Below are 16,587 nucleotides of genomic sequence, written 5' to 3'. Positions count from 1 at the left end.
ATGGTTTTAATTTAGAATAATTAATGAATAATTTATTAGAAATAAATAATATCGTAAAAAAATATGGCGATTTTACTGCGTTAAATGATGTTTCCATACATATTCCAAAGGGAAGTGTTTATGGATTGTTAGGACCAAATGGTGCAGGAAAAACTTCTTTAATAAGAATAATTAACCAAATTACATTGCCAGATTCTGGGTCTATTTTATTAGATGGAGAAAAATTGGCACCACATCATATAGAGCAAATTGGATATTTGCCAGAAGAACGTGGTTTATATAAATCGATGAAAGTTGGCGAACAAGCTTTGTATTTGGCACAATTAAAAGGTTTAAGTAAGTCTGAAGCAAAGAAAAGATTACAATATTGGTTCGAAAAATTCGACATTACTGCTTGGTGGGGAAAGAAAATTGAAGAGCTTTCTAAAGGAATGGCACAAAAAGTACAGTTTATTGTAACAGTAATGCACAATCCTAAATTATTAATTTTTGATGAGCCTTTTTCTGGTTTCGATCCTATTAATGCGCAATTAATTGCAAATGAAATTCTACAATTAAGAAATGAAGGTGCAACCATTATTTTTTCTACACATAGAATGGAATCCGTAGAAGAAATGTGCGATGAGATTGCTTTAATTAATAAGTCGAATTTAATTTTAGATGGAAAATTACAAGATATCAAAAGAGAATTTAGAACAAATACCTTTCAAGTTGGTTTAAAAACTACAAATCCGAAGGAAGTAGAAAATACATTGAAAGAAAATTTTAAAGTGTCGCCTGCAGATTTTAAATTATTGAATGATGGTTTAACGTTAAATGTTCAGTTAAACGAAAATAGTACATCTAACGATTTATTATCTTTCTTAACGAGTAGAGGAGAAGTGCAACATTTTGTGGAATTGATTCCAAGTGCGAACGATATTTTTATTCAAGCAATAAATAAAAACAATTAATTATGAGTAAGTTAAAATTAATTATTCAGCGAGAATTTATTGCTAAGGTTCGAAATAAATCATTTATAGTAATGACTTTTTTGAGTCCACTTATTATGGTTGGGATGCTAACTTTGGTTGTTTTTCTAATGAAGAAAAATGACGAAAAGGCAAAACAAATAGTTTATGTAGATAATTCTGGTTTGTTTGATAAAAGTGATTTTAAAGACACGAAATCTATAATTTATACAGATTTCACATCTTCAGGAATCGATGAAACTAAGAAAAAAGTAGAAGAAGGTAGTTATTATGGAGTTTTATACATTCCAAAAAACGATAGTTTAGAAATTTTAGCAAGTTCTGTGGAATTTTATTCTAAAGATTCGCCAAATATGTCTTTAATAAATTCTTTAGAAAGTAAAATCGAGAAAAAACTTAGAAATAAAAAACTAACCAGTTTTGGTATTGATTTAGCTCAAATTGAAGCTTCAAAAATTAATACAGATATAAAAATGTATGATTTTTCAGGAGAAGAATCATCAAAATTAAGAAATTGGATTAAAATTATTTTTGGCGCAATTGCTGGTTATTTGTTAATGATGTTTGTAATGATTTATGGAACTTCTGTAATGAGAAGTGTTATCGAAGAAAAAACTAGTAGAATTATAGAAATAATTGTTTCTTCAGTAAAACCTTTTCAGTTAATGTTAGGTAAAATCATTGGAAATGCGTCTGCAGGTTTGCTTCAATTTTTTATTTGGGGAATTTTATTGTTCATTATTTTAACAATCGTTTCTTCTGTATTTGGGGTAGATATGTCTCAAATGCAAAACACGTCTGTTTCTGCAGAACAAATGGATGCTGTTAAAAATGTAGCAGAAGGAGATAAAATGCAATTGGTAGTTCAAGAAATATTAGGCTTACCAATTTTAAAGTTATTTGTGCTATTTATCTTCTATTTTTTAGGTGGATTTATGTTGTATAGTTCACTTTTTGCAGCAGTAGGAGCTGCTGTAGACAACGAAACTGACACGCAACAATTTATGTTGCCAATTATGTTACCTTTAATATTAGGTGTTTACGTTGGTTTTGCAACTGTTGTAAATGATCCTCATGGACCTGTTTCGATAATTTTTTCATATATTCCGTTAACATCGCCAATTGTAATGTTAATGAGAGTCCCTTTTGGAGTTTCTTGGACAGAATTAGCAATTTCGATGAGCTTATTAGTAGCTACCTTCGTTTTTATGGTTTGGTTAGCGGCAAAAATTTATAGAGTTGGTATTTTAATGTATGGTAAAAAAGCAACTTATAAAGACTTGTACAAATGGTTAAAATATTAAAATAATGCAAGACAAGATAGAGCAAGTAGCAGATACAATTGTAGAAGAAGCAAATTCTATTTTAGAATACACATTCGTTTTTTCGAAAGAAATAAGTATAACTGTAAAAGGGTTACTATTTGTTGCGATTGCGCTAATCGTAACAGCAATCTTGCTTAAATTTGTACGAAGATTAATAACAAGAAAGCTTCCAGAGAACGATAAACACAAGTTTGTTACTGTTTTTACCTACATCAGGTGGTTTGTTTTCCTCGTTATTTTCTTAATTGCAATGCATTCTTCAGGAGTAAATGTAACTGCGGTTTTTGCAGCTTCTGCAGCACTTTTAATTGGTGTTGGTTTGGCTTTGCAAACGTTGTTTCAAGATATTATTTCTGGGATTTTTATATTGGTAGACCAATCTGTACATGTTGGAGATATTATTGAATTAGAAGGAAAAGTGGGTCGGGTTTTAGATATTCGTTTAAGAACCACAAGAGCAGTAACGATTGATAATAAGGTTTTGGTAATTCCCAATCATTTATATTTAACCAATATCTTGTTCAATTGGACCGAAAATGGAACAGAAACAAGAGAATCTGTAACAGTGGGAGTTTCTTATGGAAGTGATGTTGGGTTAGTGAAAAATATTCTCATGGAAACTGCTAAAAAGCATGCTAAAATTTTAAAAGTTCCAGAACCAAGTGTGTTGTTTACAGATTTTGCAGACAGTTCTTTGAATTTTAAGTTGGTGTTTTCTTTAAACGATAGTTTCGAAACACGATTTGTACAAAGTGATTTGCGTTTCGAAATAGATAAAGCATTTAGAGATAATAATGTTACTATTCCTTTTCCACAAAGAGATGTGCATTTTTATCCGCAGGCAAAATTACAAGTAGTCAAAGAAAATAACGAACCAAAAGAAATAGAACATAAAGAAGAAAAGCAAGAAGTAAAGAAAGAAGAGAAAAAGGAAGAGTAAAGCAGAAAAAAATATGAAAAAGTTTTTAGTATTGATTTTAATGTTCGTATGTGTAAGTGCAAATGCGCAACTTACAGATTTGGCAAGATTAGAATATTCTTTTATTCCAAAGAATAAATCCGAAGATCAATATACAAGAATTAGAGCATTGGTAAATTACCCAATTAAAATTAAGGAAGATAGTTACTTTGTTATTGGTTCCGAATACAACAGAATATATTTAAATTTAAATGATAAATATCCTTTCGATACTTCTGCAATAGAAACAATTACTATTATAGATTTAAATTTAGCTTATACTTATAAAATGAATGAATATTGGAGAGTTGCTTACAGTATTACTCCAAGATTAGCTTCTACATTAAATAAAAAAATAACGAATAAAGACTTTTTTGTTAATGGTGGAGTTTTCTTTATTAAAGACCGAACAAAAGCAAAAGAGCTTGAAAAACCTTATCGATTAATTTTAGGTCTAACTTATAATACAACTGCAGGAATTCCATTTCCACTTCCATTAATTAGCTATTTTAGGCAGATGACAGAAAAATGGTCTTACACAGTTGGAGTGCCAAAAATGAATTTAAAATATGCCTTTAGTCCAGAAAAAAGTTTGCAATCTTTTGTAGGTTTAGATGGTTATTTTGCACATTTACAAAAACCAACAATGGTAAATGGTAATCAAGTAGATAATATTTCGTTATCGTTAGTTGTTGCTGGTTTAGGTTACGAATATCAATTTACAAAACATTTAGTTTGGTTTGCATATAGTGGGTATACATTAAGATTAAACAATGTTTTAAGAAACGCAGATAGAGATAACGTTTTTACGTTAGACAATTTAAACACATTTTATTTAAGAACAGGAATTAAATTCAGATTATAATGCCAACAATATTAGTAATAGAAGACGAAGCAGCGATTAGAAGAGTTTTAACAAAAATTATTTCTGAAGAAAACGACACATATGTTGTTGAAGAAGCAGAAGATGGTTTGGCTGGAATAGAAATGATAAAAGACAAAGATTACGATTTAGTTCTTTGTGACATTAAAATGCCTAAAATGGATGGTGTTGAGGTTTTGGAGAAAGCAAAAAAGATAAAACCAGAAGTGCCAATTGTAATGATTTCTGGTCATGGAGATTTAGATACAGCTGTAAATACAATGCGTTTGGGAGCCTTCGATTATATTTCTAAACCACCAGATTTAAATAGACTTTTAAATACGGTTAGAAACGCTTTGGAAAAGAAAACTTTGGTTGTAGAAAACAAACGTTTAAAGAAAAAAGTAAGTAAAAATTACGAAATGGTTGGCGAAAGCGATGCTATTTCTCATATTAAAGAAATTATAGAAAAAGTTGCAGCAACAGATGCAAGAGTTTTAATTACAGGGCCAAATGGTACAGGAAAAGAATTGGTAGCACATTGGTTACACGAAAAATCTAATCGTCATAAAGGTTCTATGATTGAAGTAAATTGTGCGGCAATTCCTTCAGAACTAATAGAAAGTGAATTATTTGGACACATAAAAGGTTCTTTTACAGGAGCAAATAAAGACAGAGCAGGTAAATTTGAAGCTGCAAATGGAGGAACTATTTTTTTAGATGAAATTGGAGATATGAGTTTATCTGCACAAGCAAAAGTTTTACGTGCGCTTCAAGAAAGTAGAATTTCTAGAGTGGGTTCAGATAAAGATATAAAAGTAAATGTTAGAGTAGTAGCTGCAACAAATAAAAATCTTCAAGAAGAAATTGCTAAAGGTAGGTTTAGAGAAGATTTATACCACAGATTGGCGGTTATTTTAATAAAAGTTCCAGCTTTAAACGATCGTAGAGAAGATATTCCTTTATTGGTAGATTTCTTCGCAAAAAAGATTTCGGAAGAACAAGGAATGGCTTTGAAAAACTTTTCAACGGAAGCTATACAGTTATTACAAGAATATAATTGGACAGGAAACATTCGTGAGTTAAGAAACGTTGTAGAACGTTTAATTATTTTAGGAGAAAAAGAGGTCTCTGTAAATGATGTGAAGTTGTTTGCGAGTAAATAATTAAAAATTAGATGACTAAAAAATATATCTATTCTAATTTAACTATTAAAAACCGTTCTTTTTTTAAAAGACTTTCACATAACAAACGTTTTAAAAAAGCATTAAATTTAATTGAACTTTCAGACAATTTTTCTTTGTTAGACTTTGGAACTGGAGATGGTTATTTTTTAAAATTATTAAAAGAAAAAGTAAATGCAAAAATTACAGGTTACGAACCTGTAACAGATATGTTTGATCAATTAGAAACAAATATTTCTAATGAAGATTTCTTATTAATTAATAACTTAAATCAAACTAAAGAAAACTTCGATGTTATTTATTGTTTAGAAGTTTTAGAACACTTTAGTAAAGAAAATCAATCTAAATTATTAAAACAAATAAAAGAGAAGCTAAAAGAAAAAGGGCAAATTGTTGTTTCAGTTCCTATTGAAGTTGGTGTTGCCTCATTTGTAAAAAATTTAATTAGACTATCCATAAAACAGACAGAAAAAGATACTAATAGAAAGAATATTTTTAAGGCACTGTTTTTAAACCAGTAAATAGAACCGAAAAAAACGGTTATATTTTAACTCACATTGGGTTCAATTATAATAAATTAGAAGAAGTGTTTTTCGAAGAAAATTTACAAATTTTGAAAAAGGAATACTCTCCCTTTAACTTCTTTAGAAATTTAAATTCGCAAGTTTTTTATATTTTAAAAAGAATATAATAAAAAAAAGGTAGTAATTTTAATTACTACCTTTTTTATACAATTCAATATTATGGTTTATTTAAGAGATATCAAATCTATCTAAATTCATCACTTTCGTCCAAGCGCTTATAAAATCTGTTATAAATTTTTCTTGAGCGTCATTTGCACCATAAACTTCACAAATTGCTCTTAATTCTGTGTTAGAACCGAAAATTAAATCTGCTCTTGTTCCAGAAAACTTCATTGCATTTGTTTTACGATCTCTTCCAATAAATTCTTTTTCTTCAGCATTTACAGCTTTCCAAGTAATTGAAAAATCTAAAATATTAGCAAAGAAATCGTTGGTTAAGGTTTCTTTTTTATCTGTAAAAACACCATGATTAGAGTTGTTGTAATTTGCTCCTAAAACTCTTAGTCCACCAATTAAAACTGTCATTTCTGGGATAGATAAAGTCAATAAGTTAGCTCTGTCTACTAACAAATCTTCTTGAGAAATTGCCAAATTAGTTTTTGCATAATTTCTAAATCCGTCTGCCAAAGGCTCTAAATAACTAAATGCATCAACATCTGTTTGTTCTTGAGAAGCATCTCCTCTCCCTTGCGAAAAAGGAACAGTTAAATTGTATCCTGCATTTTTTGCTGCTTTTTCAATTCCTACAGAACCCCCTAAAACAATTAAATCTGCGATAGAAACATTACCCTCAAAATCATTTTTAATTTGTTCGTAAACAGTTAAGATTTTACTTAATTCCTCAGGATTGTTTACTTCCCAATTTTTTTGAGGTTCCAAACGAATTCTTCCACCATTTGCTCCACCACGTTTGTCTGAACCTCTGTATGTAGAAGCAGAAGCCCAAGCAGTAGAAACTAATTGAGAAATTGTTAATCCAGAATTAGTTATATTATTCTTTAAAGAATTAATATCAGCATCGCTTAAAATGTTTTTTGAAGTTGGAATAGGGTCTTGCCATAATAATTCTTCAGAAGGAACTTCAGGGCCTAAATAACGATCAATTGGTCCCATATCTCTATGTGTTAATTTATACCAAGCTCTAGCAAAAGCATCTTCAAAAGCTTTGTGGTCTTTATGAAAACGAGTAGAAATTTCTAAATATTTAGGATCTGTTTTTAAAGCAATATCTGCTGTTGTCATCATTAAAGCTTGCTTTTCATTTGCGTTTCCAGCTTTTGGAGCCATTTTAGCATTGGAAGCAGCTGTTGGTGTCCATTGATGTGCACCTGCAGGACTTTTAGTTAATTCCCAGTCGTAATTTAATAAAACATCAAAATAATCTGCATCCCATTGAATTGGGTTTGGTGTCCAGGCTCCTTCGATTCCACTTGTAATTGTATCGTCTAAAACACCAGATTTAAATGAGTTTTTCCAACCAGAACTCATTTCTTCAATTTTGGCTCCATGAGGTTCAGTTCCAACAAACTCATCTGGGTTTGCAGCACCATGTGCTTTTCCAAAAGTATGTCCACCAGCAACCAAAGCAACAGTTTCTTCATCGTTCATTGCCATTCTTTTAAATGTTTCACGAACGTTTTTTGCAGAACCCATTGGATCTGGAACTCCATTTGGTCCTTCAGGGTTTACATAAATCCAACCCATCATAACTGCTGCTAATGGCTTTTCTAATTCACCACTTTCGTATCTAGCCTCATTATTTCCCCATTCTTTTTCACTTCCCCAATAGATGTCTTGTTCAGGTTCAAAAATATCTTCTCTTCCCCCTGCAAAACCAAATGTTGGAAAACCCATAGATTCTAGAGCGCAATTTCCTGCTAAAATCATTAAATCTGCCCAAGAAATTTTATTTCCATATTTTTTCTTTACTGGCCACAATAAAAAACGTGCTTTGTCTAAGTTTCCATTATCTGGCCAACTATTTAAAGGTGCAAATCTTTGATTTCCTGAAGAAGCTCCTCCACGTCCATCTCCAATTCTATAAGTACCAGCACTGTGCCAAGCCATTCGAATCATAAAACCACCATAATGTCCATAATCAGCTGGCCACCAATCTTGCGAATCTGTCATTAGATTTAGAACATCTTGCTTTAACTCGCTAAAATTAAGACTGTTAAACGCCTCTTTGTAATCAAATTTTTCTCCTAAAGGATTTGATTTTGTTGCATTTTGACGTAGTATATTTAATTTTAATTCATTTGGCCACCATTCTCTATTTGTTGTACCATGTCCGCCAGTTTTTTTCTCAGCTCCAGCCATAAATGGGCATTTATCCATGCTAGATTTGCTATCGTTTATATCGTAATTATCCATAATTATATGTTTTATGTTTTAAGACTTCAAAGTTACAAATTATTTTTAATAGTTTTTATCTATATGTTTTATTTGAAAATCAATAAAATTGATTAAAATAATTAATATCAGAAAATCTTATTATTGAACCATTTGGCTATAAGAAAAAATGATTGTAATATAAAAACTTCCCATTAACTTATTTATTATTCTCTAACATCATTTTTATCTTTGTATCAGAAAATAAAAAAATATTAATAATTATAAAATTCAATAAAAATGGCAACAGCAGTTGGTAAAAAATTTCCAGATTTAAATGTAGACGCAATGAATGAAATGGGTGATACATTTAAATTAAATGTATTAGAAGAAGCAATAAATAATAAGAAAAAAGTTTTATTATTTTGGTATCCAAAAGATTTCACATTTGTTTGTCCTACAGAATTACATGCTTTTCAAGCAGCTTTAGGTGAGTTCGAAAAAAGAAATACAATTGTAATTGGTGCTTCATGTGATACTCCAGAAGTACATTTTGCGTGGTTAAGTACTTCTAAAGATAATGGAGGAATTGAAGGTGTAACATATCCTATCTTAGCAGATTCTAACCGTAATTTATCTTCAATTTTAGGGATTTTAGATATTACGAACGAGACTTTTGATGAGGTTTCTCAAACAATACAAGTAGAAGGAGATAATGTAACTTACAGAGCTACGTATTTAATTGATGAAGAAGGAACTGTATTTCATGAAGGAGTTAATCATATGCCAGTTGGTAGAAATGTAAATGAATTTTTACGTTTAATTGATGCATATTCTCATGTTCAGAAAAATGGAGAAGTTTGTCCTGCAAACTGGGAAGAAGGTAAAGAAGCAATGTCTCCAAATGCTAAAGGAACTGCAGAGTATTTAGCTAAAAACTAATAATATAAGAGGAAAAAATTCGTGTTTTCGTTGGGGGACAAGAACACGAATCCTTTTAATAATTTAAAAAAGCAAAAAAGAAATGGTACAAGAATTAACAGAAGATAATTTACAAGTAATTGTTTTAGGTAACGATAAAGTAATTGTACAGTACTCTGCAACTTGGTGTGGAAATTGTAGAATTATGAAACCTAAGTTTAAGAAATTGGCTTCAGAAATGGATTCAATTAAGTTTGTAATTGTTGATGCTGAGAAATTTCCTGAAAGCAGAAAGTTAGCAGACGTAAGTAATTTGCCAACATTTGCAATTTTTGAAAATGGAGAAAAGAAAAATCAGGCACAAACAAATAAGTTTGATGTCTTGAAGGACTTAGTAAACGAATTAGCTTAGATTATGAAATTACCTGTAATTAAGCATTTAACTAGTTTTATTGAAGAAAACGACCAAGATTACATACTAGAAACTATTGAAACATTAGAGGCTTTAACAGAAGTTTCGTCTTTAAAAGATGAAGAATTAGATGTTATTGGAGAGTTGATTTCGAATATGTATGGAGCTTTGGAAGTAGATAAAATGGTAAAAGACGGTACTCCTAAAAAGGAAGCGTTAAATACATTTATGAAACGTGTTTTAGGTTCTATTGATAATTAAAATTATCGAAAATATATTAAAAATCTCAAGTGAAAGCTTGAGGTTTTTTTAATTTATTTACTTCTTATCCATTTTTTAAAAGCTCGTTTTTTCATAATAAATTGAGCCATATCTTTCCCCCATATTTCGTAAGTTAATTTGGAAGGATGAACCCCATCACTAAAGTAAATAGCAACATCATTTTTAAGATTGTATTTTTTAGACCAGCTTTTTAAAGTTACAATTTCACTGTTATAAAAAACTCTTTTTTTTCTTTTTACTTTTTTTCGAAGCCTTTCTCCAAAAATTTCAACCAAGTTTCCTATTACAAATTTTATTGTTTTTGTAAATGCAGGGAACTCTTTAATGGGAGGCATATTTGTAAAGTAAATTGGAGTTCTAGGAAATTTTTTCTGAATACTTTTAATTAATTTTTCGATATTTAGTATAAACATTATAGGAGAATTCAATTTAAAAGCATCGTTTCCACCTAAGCCAATAACAATAAGATCTGCATTAGTTTCTTCAATTTTTGGTACTAATTTTTTAGTAATTTGTTTAGTTGTGTAGCCACTTTTTGCATAAACACGCCATAAAACAGAAATATTATTTTTCTCTGATAATTCTTTAATAAGTGCACCAGTAAATCCATTTTCATGAATGTCTACACCAACACCAGCAATAGTGCTTTCTCCAATTGTAATTATCTTTAAAGTCTTTTTCGAATTGGTTTTTAAATAACCTTTTGGCTTTATCGCTTCTGGTAACCTTGGTGTTTCTTTTCGAATTTTTTTTCCTTGTATTAAGAGAATAGGAATTAAAGGAAAAGAAATAATACAACCAAAAATATATTTTAAATTCATATTTATTTTTCGTTTTTTTCTTGATTTACCTTTTTAATAATAGCTTTTAAACGTTCTTTATGCAATTGTTTTTCTAACTTTACCTTGTTAATTTTTCGATTCATTAATTTAGTATGCTTCGCTTTGTTAACCGTATTTTTTGCTTTTCCTTTTTTAGGCATTTGTTAATTTTAAAGATGTTTTTTTACAAAAGGTTAAAATACATTTTTTTTAAATTAAATTAACAGCTCAATAGCGATAATCGATATTATTTTTACTTAAAATTCTATTATCTTCGTTTTTTAAATTTAAAGAGAATGTCTAGAAGTATAAAAGATTACGTAGTTATTGGGTTAAAAGGAATGGCAATGGGTGCAGCTGATGTTGTGCCAGGAGTTTCTGGAGGTACAATTGCATTTATATCTGGTATTTATGAGGAGTTATTAGGATCCATAAGTAATGTAAACCTAAAACTTTTTAAAATTTTAAAGACAGAAGGTGTAAAAGCAGCTTGGAAACAAGTAAATGGATCTTTTCTTTTGGCTTTATTTATTGGAATTTTTATAAGTATTATTTCTTTGGCAAAAACTATTAAATGGTTGTTAGAAAACGAGCCAGTTTTATTATGGTCTTTTTTCTTTGGTTTGGTTTTAGCAAGCATTATTTATATAGGAAAGCAAATAGAAAAATGGAATGTTGTATCGATTTTAGCACTTATAGTTGCTACGTTTTTAGCATATTATGTAACCACTTTAAATCCTTTGGTTAGTGAAAATTCTTCTTTGTTATTTATGTTTTTAGCAGGAGCAATTGCAATTTGTGCAATGATTTTACCGGGAATTTCTGGAGCATTTATTCTTGTTTTATTAGGTGCTTACAAACCTATTTTATCTGCTGTTAATGATAGAGATTTAAAAACTGTAGCTGTAGTTGGTTTGGGAGCAATAATAGGTTTACTATCATTTTCTAAGATTTTAAAATGGATGTTTACAAACTATAAAAACATCACTTTAGCAACTTTAACAGGTTTTATAATAGGTTCTCTAAATAAAATTTGGCCTTGGAAAGAAACACTTACTTGGCGAACAAATTCTCATGGGATTGAAGTTCCTTTAAAAGAGCAAAGTATATCTCCTTTTAATTTTGATGGAGATCCACAATTATTAATGTCCATTATTTTGGCTTTAATTGGTTTTGTACTTATTTTATTAATGGAAAAATTGGCTGTTAAGAAGGCATAAATGCAAAGAGAAAGAACTTTTCTACAAAAAACGAATCTTTTTCTAAAAGGATTGGCAATGGGAGCTGCAAACAAAGTTCCTGGTGTTTCTGGTGGAACTGTTTCTTTTGTTTTTGGTTTTTATGAAGAATTAATTTATTCTTTTCGAAAAGTAAACTTAGTTGCTTTAAAATTACTTTTAAATGGAAGGTTTAGAAGTTTTTTTAAATATATAAACGCACAATTTTTAACGTTAATAATGGCTGGAAGTATTTTTAGCTATTTTAGTATTTCTTTGGTTTTAGATTATTTTTTAAAACACTACGAATTGTACGTTTGGAGTTGGTTTTTTGGAATGATAATCGGTTCTATTTATTACATAGGAAAAGATTTTGGTGAGTGGAACACAAAAAATATTATTTCATTAATTATAGGGGCTTCAGTAGGAATTGGTATTAGTTTTTTAACACCAGCTGGCGAAAACGATAATCTTTGGTTTGTTTTTATTTGTGGAATTATTGGTGTTTCTGGAATGACTTTACCTGGTCTTTCTGGCTCATTTATTTTAATTTTAATGGGTAATTACGTATTGCTTCTAGTCGATTCTGTAAATGAGTTACTCTTTGTATTTACAAATTTGTTATCAGGAAATTTTGAAGTTTTGTCAGACCCAGAAAAAATAAGATATCTTAAAATAATTTCTGTATTTACATTGGGTTCTGCATTTGGTTTGGTTTCTATTTCGCATGTTTTAGGATATGTTTTAAAAAGGTGGAACTCCATTGTAACTGCTGTAATAATTGGTTTTATAACAGGTTCTTTAGGAATTGTTTGGCCTTGGAAAAAAGCGGTTTATCTAACTAATAATGGCAATTTTTCTTTAGATAAAAGTGGGAATAAAATTATTGAAAATTATAGCAGATTTATTCCAGATTTTTCAAATTTAGAAACGTGGTTTGCTATTTTTTATATTGTTATTGGAATCGCATTAATTTTAATTATAGATTATTATGGAAGAAAGAAAAAATAGAACTTTCGGACTTTTAGGAAAAGATATTTCTTATTCTTTTTCACGTGGATATTTTACAGAAAAGTTTAAAAATTTAGGTTTTACTAAAACCAAATACGTGAATTTTGACATTCCAAAAATTGACGATTTCACTACTGTTATTAATAATGATGATAGTATTTGTGGAATTAATGTAACCATTCCATACAAAGAAGAGGTTATGCCTTATTTAGATAAATTAGATAAAACAGCCAAAAAAATTGGAGCAGTAAATACCATAAAGTTCACAAAAAGAGGTAATTTAAAAGGATACAATACAGATGTGGTTGGTTTTGAAAAATCAATCTCTCCATTTTTTAAGAAGCATCATAAATTTGCATTAATTTTAGGAACTGGTGGTGCTTCTAAAGCTGTAGCTTTTGCATTAAAGCGAAATAATATTAAATATAAATTTGTTTCTCGAAACCCTTCAAGTAAAAAAGAAATTTCTTATCAAGATTTAACAGAAGAAATTATAAACAAATACAATGTTATTATCAACTGTACACCTTTAGGAACTTCACCAAATGTAAATATGTGTCCAGCAATTCCTTATCAACATTTATCTGAAAAACATTTGTTATTCGACTTAATTTACAATCCAGAATTAACAGTTTTTCTTGCAAAGGGAAAAGAAAAAGGCGCAACTGTAAAAAATGGTTATCAAATGTTAGAAATTCAGGCTGAAGAATCTTGGGCAATATGGAATCAGTCCAAATAATTTAATTTATTGCTGTGGTTTGCTAATATTGTAAGTTGTCAGTATCTTTATAGACTATAATAATATATATTATTAACCGAACTTAAACATTGTAGATATGTTAGAAAATAATGACGAAAACGTTGAAAAAACGGTAAAAAATACAGAAGAAACTGTAAATGAAACTCCAAAAGCTGATGTAGATTCATCTAAAGAAGTAAATGAAGTTGAAAAACCGTTAGAAGAAACTGTTGAAGTAAAGGAAGAAAAAAATTCTGAATTAACCAACGAAGTTGAAGAATCAACAGAAAATGGTATTCAAGAAAAAGAAGAGGAAACAAATGAAGCTGTTGATGAGATTGAAAAATCTGTAGCAGAAGAAGCAGAAAATAGCGACTCTAAAGAAGAGGAAGCTCCAAAAGTAGATTATTCTAAAGCAAATTTAGAAGAATTGGTGGTAGCTCTAAAAAGGGTAATTTCTGGAAATCCAGTTCATAAAATTAAATCTCAAGTCGATGCAATAAAGAATGCATTTAATCAAAAGTTTGGTGCGTTACTGGCAGAAAAAAAAGAAGCTTTTTTAGCTGAAGGTGGTAATTCTATCGATTTTCAGTTTTCAAGTCCAATTAAGTCAGAATACAATACATTACTTTCTAACTATAAAAAAGAAAGAGATGCGCATTATAAAGATTTAGAAAAACAATTAAACGAAAATTTAGAGAAAAGGTTAAAAGTAATTGAAGATTTAAAAACTTTAATAGAGGATGCAGATACTGCTACTATGTATAAGAATTTTAAAGATTTACAAGACAATTGGCGAGCAATTGGACCAGTTTCTAAAACTCGTTATAACGATACTTGGAAAATTTACCATCATCATGTAGAGCGTTTTTACGATTTATTACATTTAAGTAACGATTTTAGAGACTTAGATTTTAGAAATAATTTAGAGGAAAAACTTAAAATAATAAAACAAGCTGAAGCATTAGCTGAGAAAGACGATATTACTGAAGCTTTTAAAGAATTACAGGAATTACATAAAAAGTGGAAAGAAGATATTGGACCTGTTTCTAGTGAAATGCGAGAAGAAGTTTGGCATAAATTTAGTGTTGTTACTAAAAAAATTCACGATAAACGTCATCAATATTTTCGTGATATGCGTTCTAAATATCAAGAAATTATTGATAATAAATTAGAAGTTATAGAAGTTTTAAATAATTATGATACTTCCAATAATACATCTCACAAAGATTGGCAAGAGAGTATAAAGCATGTAGAGCAATTAAGACAATTGTATTTTAATGCTGGTAAATTGCCATATAATAAAAGTGAAGAAGTTTGGCAAAAGTTCAAAGCAGCTACAAAGAAATTTAATAGTTCTAAGAATCTTTTTTACAAACAAGAAAAAAGTGGACAACAAGAAAATTTAGAGAAGAAAATTGCATTAATAGAAATTGCAGAATCTTTTAAAGAAAGTGAAGATTGGGATATGGCTACAAATGCCATGAAGAAAATTCAATCGGATTGGAAAAAAATTGGTCATGTTCCTAGAAAGTTTTCAGACGATATTTGGAAACGATTCAAGGCTGCTTGTAATCATTATTTCGATAGGTTTCACGAACAAAAAAACGCTGTTAGTAAAGAACAACAAGTTGCAGTAGATGCTAAAAAAGCGCTTTTAGATTCTTTAAAAGAAAAAGAGTCTCATACAAAAGAAAGTGTTTTAGAAGCTATAAATTCTTGGAGAGAATTAGGTGTTTTGCCAAGAAATGTAAGACATTTAGAAGGTAAGTTTAATAAGCAAATAGATAAAATGTTAGAAAGTTTATCTTTAGATAAACAAGAAGTTGCTATGTTAAAATTTACCAATTCTTTAGATAGTTTGGTTGCTAATAAAGATTTTAGAAAATTAGATTCCGAACAAATGTTTATTCGTAAGAAAATTGACGAAGTAAATCGTGAAATTTCGCAATTAGAAAATAACTTAGGGTTTTTCTCAAATGCAAAAGCAGATAATCCTTTAGTTACAAATGTTAAAAAGCAAGTAGAACAATTTAGAGTAGATTTAGATATTTGGAAAGAAAAACTAAATTATCTTAAAAGTTTAGATTATTAGAATTTATCCTGTAAATTTTCTAAAAATATGTAGGTATAAAAAATAAAAAACTCGAAGCGTAAGCTTCGAGTTTTTTTATATGGTAAAAAGAAATTAAATTATGAGAATAATTTATCCATTTTTTCTTTTTCTTCTTCAGCCAATGCAGCATCTACTAAGATACGTCCACTATGCTCGTCTATTGTAATTTTCTTTCTATTTGCGATTTCTAATTGTACTTGTGGTGGAATCGTAAAATAAGATCCTCCAGAAGCTCCACGTTCGATTGCCACAACAGCTAAACCATTTTTTACTTTGGTTCTAATTCTGTTATAAGCTGTAAATAAATGCTCGTCTAAAGATTTTGCAAATTCTTCAGATTTTTCTGATAAAAGTTTTTCTTCTTTTTCAGTTTCTTTTAATATTGCATCTAATTCAGCTTTTTTATGACTTAAGTGTTGCTCTTGCTTTGCTAATTTTTCTTTAGTAGCGTCGATTATTTCATTTTTCTGAGCAATTTTAGCTTTGTACTCGTTAATTCTTTTCTCTGCTAATTGAATTTCTAAATCTTGGTATTCAATTTCTTTAGATAAAGAGTCAAACTCTCTGTTATTTCTAACATTTTTTTGTTGCTCGTCGTATTTTTTCATTAACGCATTAGAATCTTCAATCGACTGTTTTTTGTTGTTGATTTCTGTTTCTAAATTCGAAGCATCTTCTGCTAAATTTGAAATACGTGTATTTAATCCAGCAACTTCATCTTCTAAATCTTCCACTTCTAAAGGCAATTCACCTCTAACGTTTCTAATTTCGTCAATTCTAGAGTCTATTAATTGTAAATCATACAATGCTCTTAATTTTTGTTCAACCGAAACTTCTTTCTTCTTTGCCATGT

The 16,587-nt window shown here is 29.4% G+C and carries 17 protein-coding genes; 13 read left to right on the top strand and 4 right to left on the bottom strand.

Annotated features, from left to right (window positions below; all coding sequences use genetic code 11):
• Nucleotides 1–23 precede the first annotated feature (23 nt).
• Genes H9I45_RS05720 through H9I45_RS05695 form a run of 6 tightly spaced genes read left to right on the top strand, consistent with a single transcriptional unit; the run spans nucleotide 24 to nucleotide 5,821 of the window.
• Nucleotides 24–953: an ABC transporter ATP-binding protein gene (locus tag H9I45_RS05720; protein ID WP_088353121.1), complete on the top strand. Its 930-nt coding sequence runs from the start codon at nucleotides 24–26 to the stop codon at nucleotides 951–953.
• A gap of 2 nt (nucleotides 954–955) precedes the next feature.
• Nucleotides 956–2,275, top strand: coding sequence for an ABC transporter permease (locus H9I45_RS05715; protein WP_088353120.1), 1,320 nt, complete (start codon nucleotides 956–958; stop codon nucleotides 2,273–2,275).
• Nucleotides 2,276–2,279: 4 nt separating this feature from the next.
• Nucleotides 2,280–3,236, top strand: a complete 957-nt coding sequence (locus H9I45_RS05710) for a mechanosensitive ion channel family protein (protein WP_088353119.1) — start codon at nucleotides 2,280–2,282, stop codon at nucleotides 3,234–3,236.
• 13 nt (nucleotides 3,237–3,249) lie between these two features.
• Nucleotides 3,250–4,119, top strand: a complete 870-nt coding sequence (locus H9I45_RS05705) for a DUF6268 family outer membrane beta-barrel protein (RefSeq protein WP_088353118.1) — start codon at nucleotides 3,250–3,252, stop codon at nucleotides 4,117–4,119.
• Nucleotides 4,119–5,282 (top strand): sigma-54-dependent transcriptional regulator, encoded by a 1,164-nt coding sequence (locus tag H9I45_RS05700; protein WP_088353117.1) that lies wholly within the window; start codon nucleotides 4,119–4,121, stop codon nucleotides 5,280–5,282. Before H9I45_RS05705 ends, H9I45_RS05700 begins: the two co-directional genes overlap by 1 nt.
• An 11-nt stretch (nucleotides 5,283–5,293) precedes the next feature.
• Nucleotides 5,294–5,821 (top strand): class I SAM-dependent methyltransferase, encoded by a 528-nt coding sequence (locus tag H9I45_RS05695; RefSeq protein WP_088353116.1) that lies wholly within the window; start codon nucleotides 5,294–5,296, stop codon nucleotides 5,819–5,821.
• A 231-nt stretch (nucleotides 5,822–6,052) separates the two neighbouring features.
• Here the strand turns inward: H9I45_RS05695 and katG are convergent, their stop codons facing one another.
• Nucleotides 6,053–8,257 (bottom strand): catalase/peroxidase HPI, encoded by a 2,205-nt coding sequence (gene katG, locus H9I45_RS05690; protein ID WP_088353115.1) that lies wholly within the window; start codon nucleotides 8,255–8,257, stop codon nucleotides 6,053–6,055.
• A 258-nt stretch (nucleotides 8,258–8,515) separates the two neighbouring features.
• On the opposite strand from katG, the gene H9I45_RS05685 reads away from it, so the two are divergent.
• The 3 genes from H9I45_RS05685 (at nucleotide 8,516) to H9I45_RS05675 (ending at nucleotide 9,809) form a co-directional block, all read left to right on the top strand.
• Nucleotides 8,516–9,157: a peroxiredoxin gene (locus H9I45_RS05685; RefSeq protein ID WP_088353114.1), complete on the top strand. Its 642-nt coding sequence runs from the start codon at nucleotides 8,516–8,518 to the stop codon at nucleotides 9,155–9,157.
• An 82-nt stretch (nucleotides 9,158–9,239) separates the two neighbouring features.
• On the top strand, nucleotides 9,240–9,548 hold the full coding sequence (locus H9I45_RS05680) for a thioredoxin family protein (protein ID WP_088353113.1): 309 nt from the start codon (nucleotides 9,240–9,242) through the stop codon (nucleotides 9,546–9,548).
• Nucleotides 9,549–9,551: 3 nt separating this feature from the next.
• Complete coding sequence (locus H9I45_RS05675) at nucleotides 9,552–9,809, top strand: DUF6952 family protein (RefSeq protein ID WP_088353112.1); 258 nt, start codon at nucleotides 9,552–9,554, stop codon at nucleotides 9,807–9,809.
• Nucleotides 9,810–9,862: 53 nt separating this feature from the next.
• Here H9I45_RS05675 and H9I45_RS05670 read toward each other — a convergent pair whose 3' ends face one another.
• Nucleotides 9,863–10,651: an SGNH/GDSL hydrolase family protein gene (locus H9I45_RS05670; RefSeq protein WP_088353111.1), complete on the bottom strand. Its 789-nt coding sequence runs from the start codon at nucleotides 10,649–10,651 to the stop codon at nucleotides 9,863–9,865.
• 2 nt (nucleotides 10,652–10,653) lie between these two features.
• On the bottom strand, nucleotides 10,654–10,812 hold the full coding sequence (locus tag H9I45_RS05665; RefSeq protein ID WP_176397529.1) for a hypothetical protein: 159 nt from the start codon (nucleotides 10,810–10,812) through the stop codon (nucleotides 10,654–10,656).
• 135 nt (nucleotides 10,813–10,947) lie between these two features.
• On the opposite strand from H9I45_RS05665, the gene H9I45_RS05660 reads away from it, so the two are divergent.
• From H9I45_RS05660 to H9I45_RS05645, 4 genes are all read left to right on the top strand, one after another.
• Nucleotides 10,948–11,871, top strand: coding sequence for a polyprenyl-phosphate transporter (locus H9I45_RS05660; RefSeq protein ID WP_088353110.1), 924 nt, complete (start codon nucleotides 10,948–10,950; stop codon nucleotides 11,869–11,871).
• Nucleotides 11,872–12,879, top strand: coding sequence for a DUF368 domain-containing protein (locus tag H9I45_RS05655; protein ID WP_088353109.1), 1,008 nt, complete (start codon nucleotides 11,872–11,874; stop codon nucleotides 12,877–12,879).
• On the top strand, nucleotides 12,860–13,618 hold the full coding sequence (locus H9I45_RS05650; protein ID WP_088353108.1) for a shikimate dehydrogenase family protein: 759 nt from the start codon (nucleotides 12,860–12,862) through the stop codon (nucleotides 13,616–13,618). Before H9I45_RS05655 ends, H9I45_RS05650 begins: the two co-directional genes overlap by 20 nt.
• A gap of 97 nt (nucleotides 13,619–13,715) precedes the next feature.
• Complete coding sequence (locus tag H9I45_RS05645; RefSeq protein ID WP_088353107.1) at nucleotides 13,716–15,713, top strand: DUF349 domain-containing protein; 1,998 nt, start codon at nucleotides 13,716–13,718, stop codon at nucleotides 15,711–15,713.
• 98 nt (nucleotides 15,714–15,811) lie between these two features.
• Here the strand turns inward: H9I45_RS05645 and H9I45_RS05640 are convergent, their stop codons facing one another.
• On the bottom strand, nucleotides 15,812–16,585 hold the full coding sequence (locus H9I45_RS05640; protein WP_088353106.1) for a zinc ribbon domain-containing protein: 774 nt from the start codon (nucleotides 16,583–16,585) through the stop codon (nucleotides 15,812–15,814).
• Nucleotides 16,586–16,587: the final 2 nt, after the last annotated feature.

Source organism: Polaribacter haliotis, from assembly GCF_014784055.1.
GTDB lineage: Bacteria > Bacteroidota > Bacteroidia > Flavobacteriales > Flavobacteriaceae > Polaribacter > Polaribacter haliotis.
This window is presented reverse-complemented; position numbering and strand designations above follow the sequence as displayed.

What these genes read in the sequence shown, in the direction of transcription:
- H9I45_RS05720 (WP_088353121.1), top strand. Translation starts at nt 24, where the DNA reads ATGAATAATTTATTAGAAATAAATAATATCGTAAAAAAATATGGCGAT.
- H9I45_RS05715 (WP_088353120.1), top strand. Translation starts at nt 956, where the DNA reads ATGAGTAAGTTAAAATTAATTATTCAGCGAGAATTTATTGCTAAGGTT.
- H9I45_RS05710 (WP_088353119.1), top strand. Translation starts at nt 2,280, where the DNA reads ATGCAAGACAAGATAGAGCAAGTAGCAGATACAATTGTAGAAGAAGCA.
- H9I45_RS05705 (WP_088353118.1), top strand. Translation starts at nt 3,250, where the DNA reads ATGAAAAAGTTTTTAGTATTGATTTTAATGTTCGTATGTGTAAGTGCA.
- H9I45_RS05700 (WP_088353117.1), top strand. Translation starts at nt 4,119, where the DNA reads ATGCCAACAATATTAGTAATAGAAGACGAAGCAGCGATTAGAAGAGTT.
- H9I45_RS05695 (WP_088353116.1), top strand. Translation starts at nt 5,294, where the DNA reads ATGACTAAAAAATATATCTATTCTAATTTAACTATTAAAAACCGTTCT.
- katG (WP_088353115.1), bottom strand. Translation starts at nt 8,257, where the DNA reads ATGGATAATTACGATATAAACGATAGCAAATCTAGCATGGATAAATGC.
- H9I45_RS05685 (WP_088353114.1), top strand. Translation starts at nt 8,516, where the DNA reads ATGGCAACAGCAGTTGGTAAAAAATTTCCAGATTTAAATGTAGACGCA.
- H9I45_RS05680 (WP_088353113.1), top strand. Translation starts at nt 9,240, where the DNA reads ATGGTACAAGAATTAACAGAAGATAATTTACAAGTAATTGTTTTAGGT.
- H9I45_RS05675 (WP_088353112.1), top strand. Translation starts at nt 9,552, where the DNA reads ATGAAATTACCTGTAATTAAGCATTTAACTAGTTTTATTGAAGAAAAC.
- H9I45_RS05670 (WP_088353111.1), bottom strand. Translation starts at nt 10,651, where the DNA reads ATGAATTTAAAATATATTTTTGGTTGTATTATTTCTTTTCCTTTAATT.
- H9I45_RS05665 (WP_176397529.1), bottom strand. Translation starts at nt 10,812, where the DNA reads ATGCCTAAAAAAGGAAAAGCAAAAAATACGGTTAACAAAGCGAAGCAT.
- H9I45_RS05660 (WP_088353110.1), top strand. Translation starts at nt 10,948, where the DNA reads ATGTCTAGAAGTATAAAAGATTACGTAGTTATTGGGTTAAAAGGAATG.
- H9I45_RS05655 (WP_088353109.1), top strand. Translation starts at nt 11,872, where the DNA reads ATGCAAAGAGAAAGAACTTTTCTACAAAAAACGAATCTTTTTCTAAAA.
- H9I45_RS05650 (WP_088353108.1), top strand. Translation starts at nt 12,860, where the DNA reads ATGGAAGAAAGAAAAAATAGAACTTTCGGACTTTTAGGAAAAGATATT.
- H9I45_RS05645 (WP_088353107.1), top strand. Translation starts at nt 13,716, where the DNA reads ATGTTAGAAAATAATGACGAAAACGTTGAAAAAACGGTAAAAAATACA.
- H9I45_RS05640 (WP_088353106.1), bottom strand. Translation starts at nt 16,585, where the DNA reads ATGGCAAAGAAGAAAGAAGTTTCGGTTGAACAAAAATTAAGAGCATTG.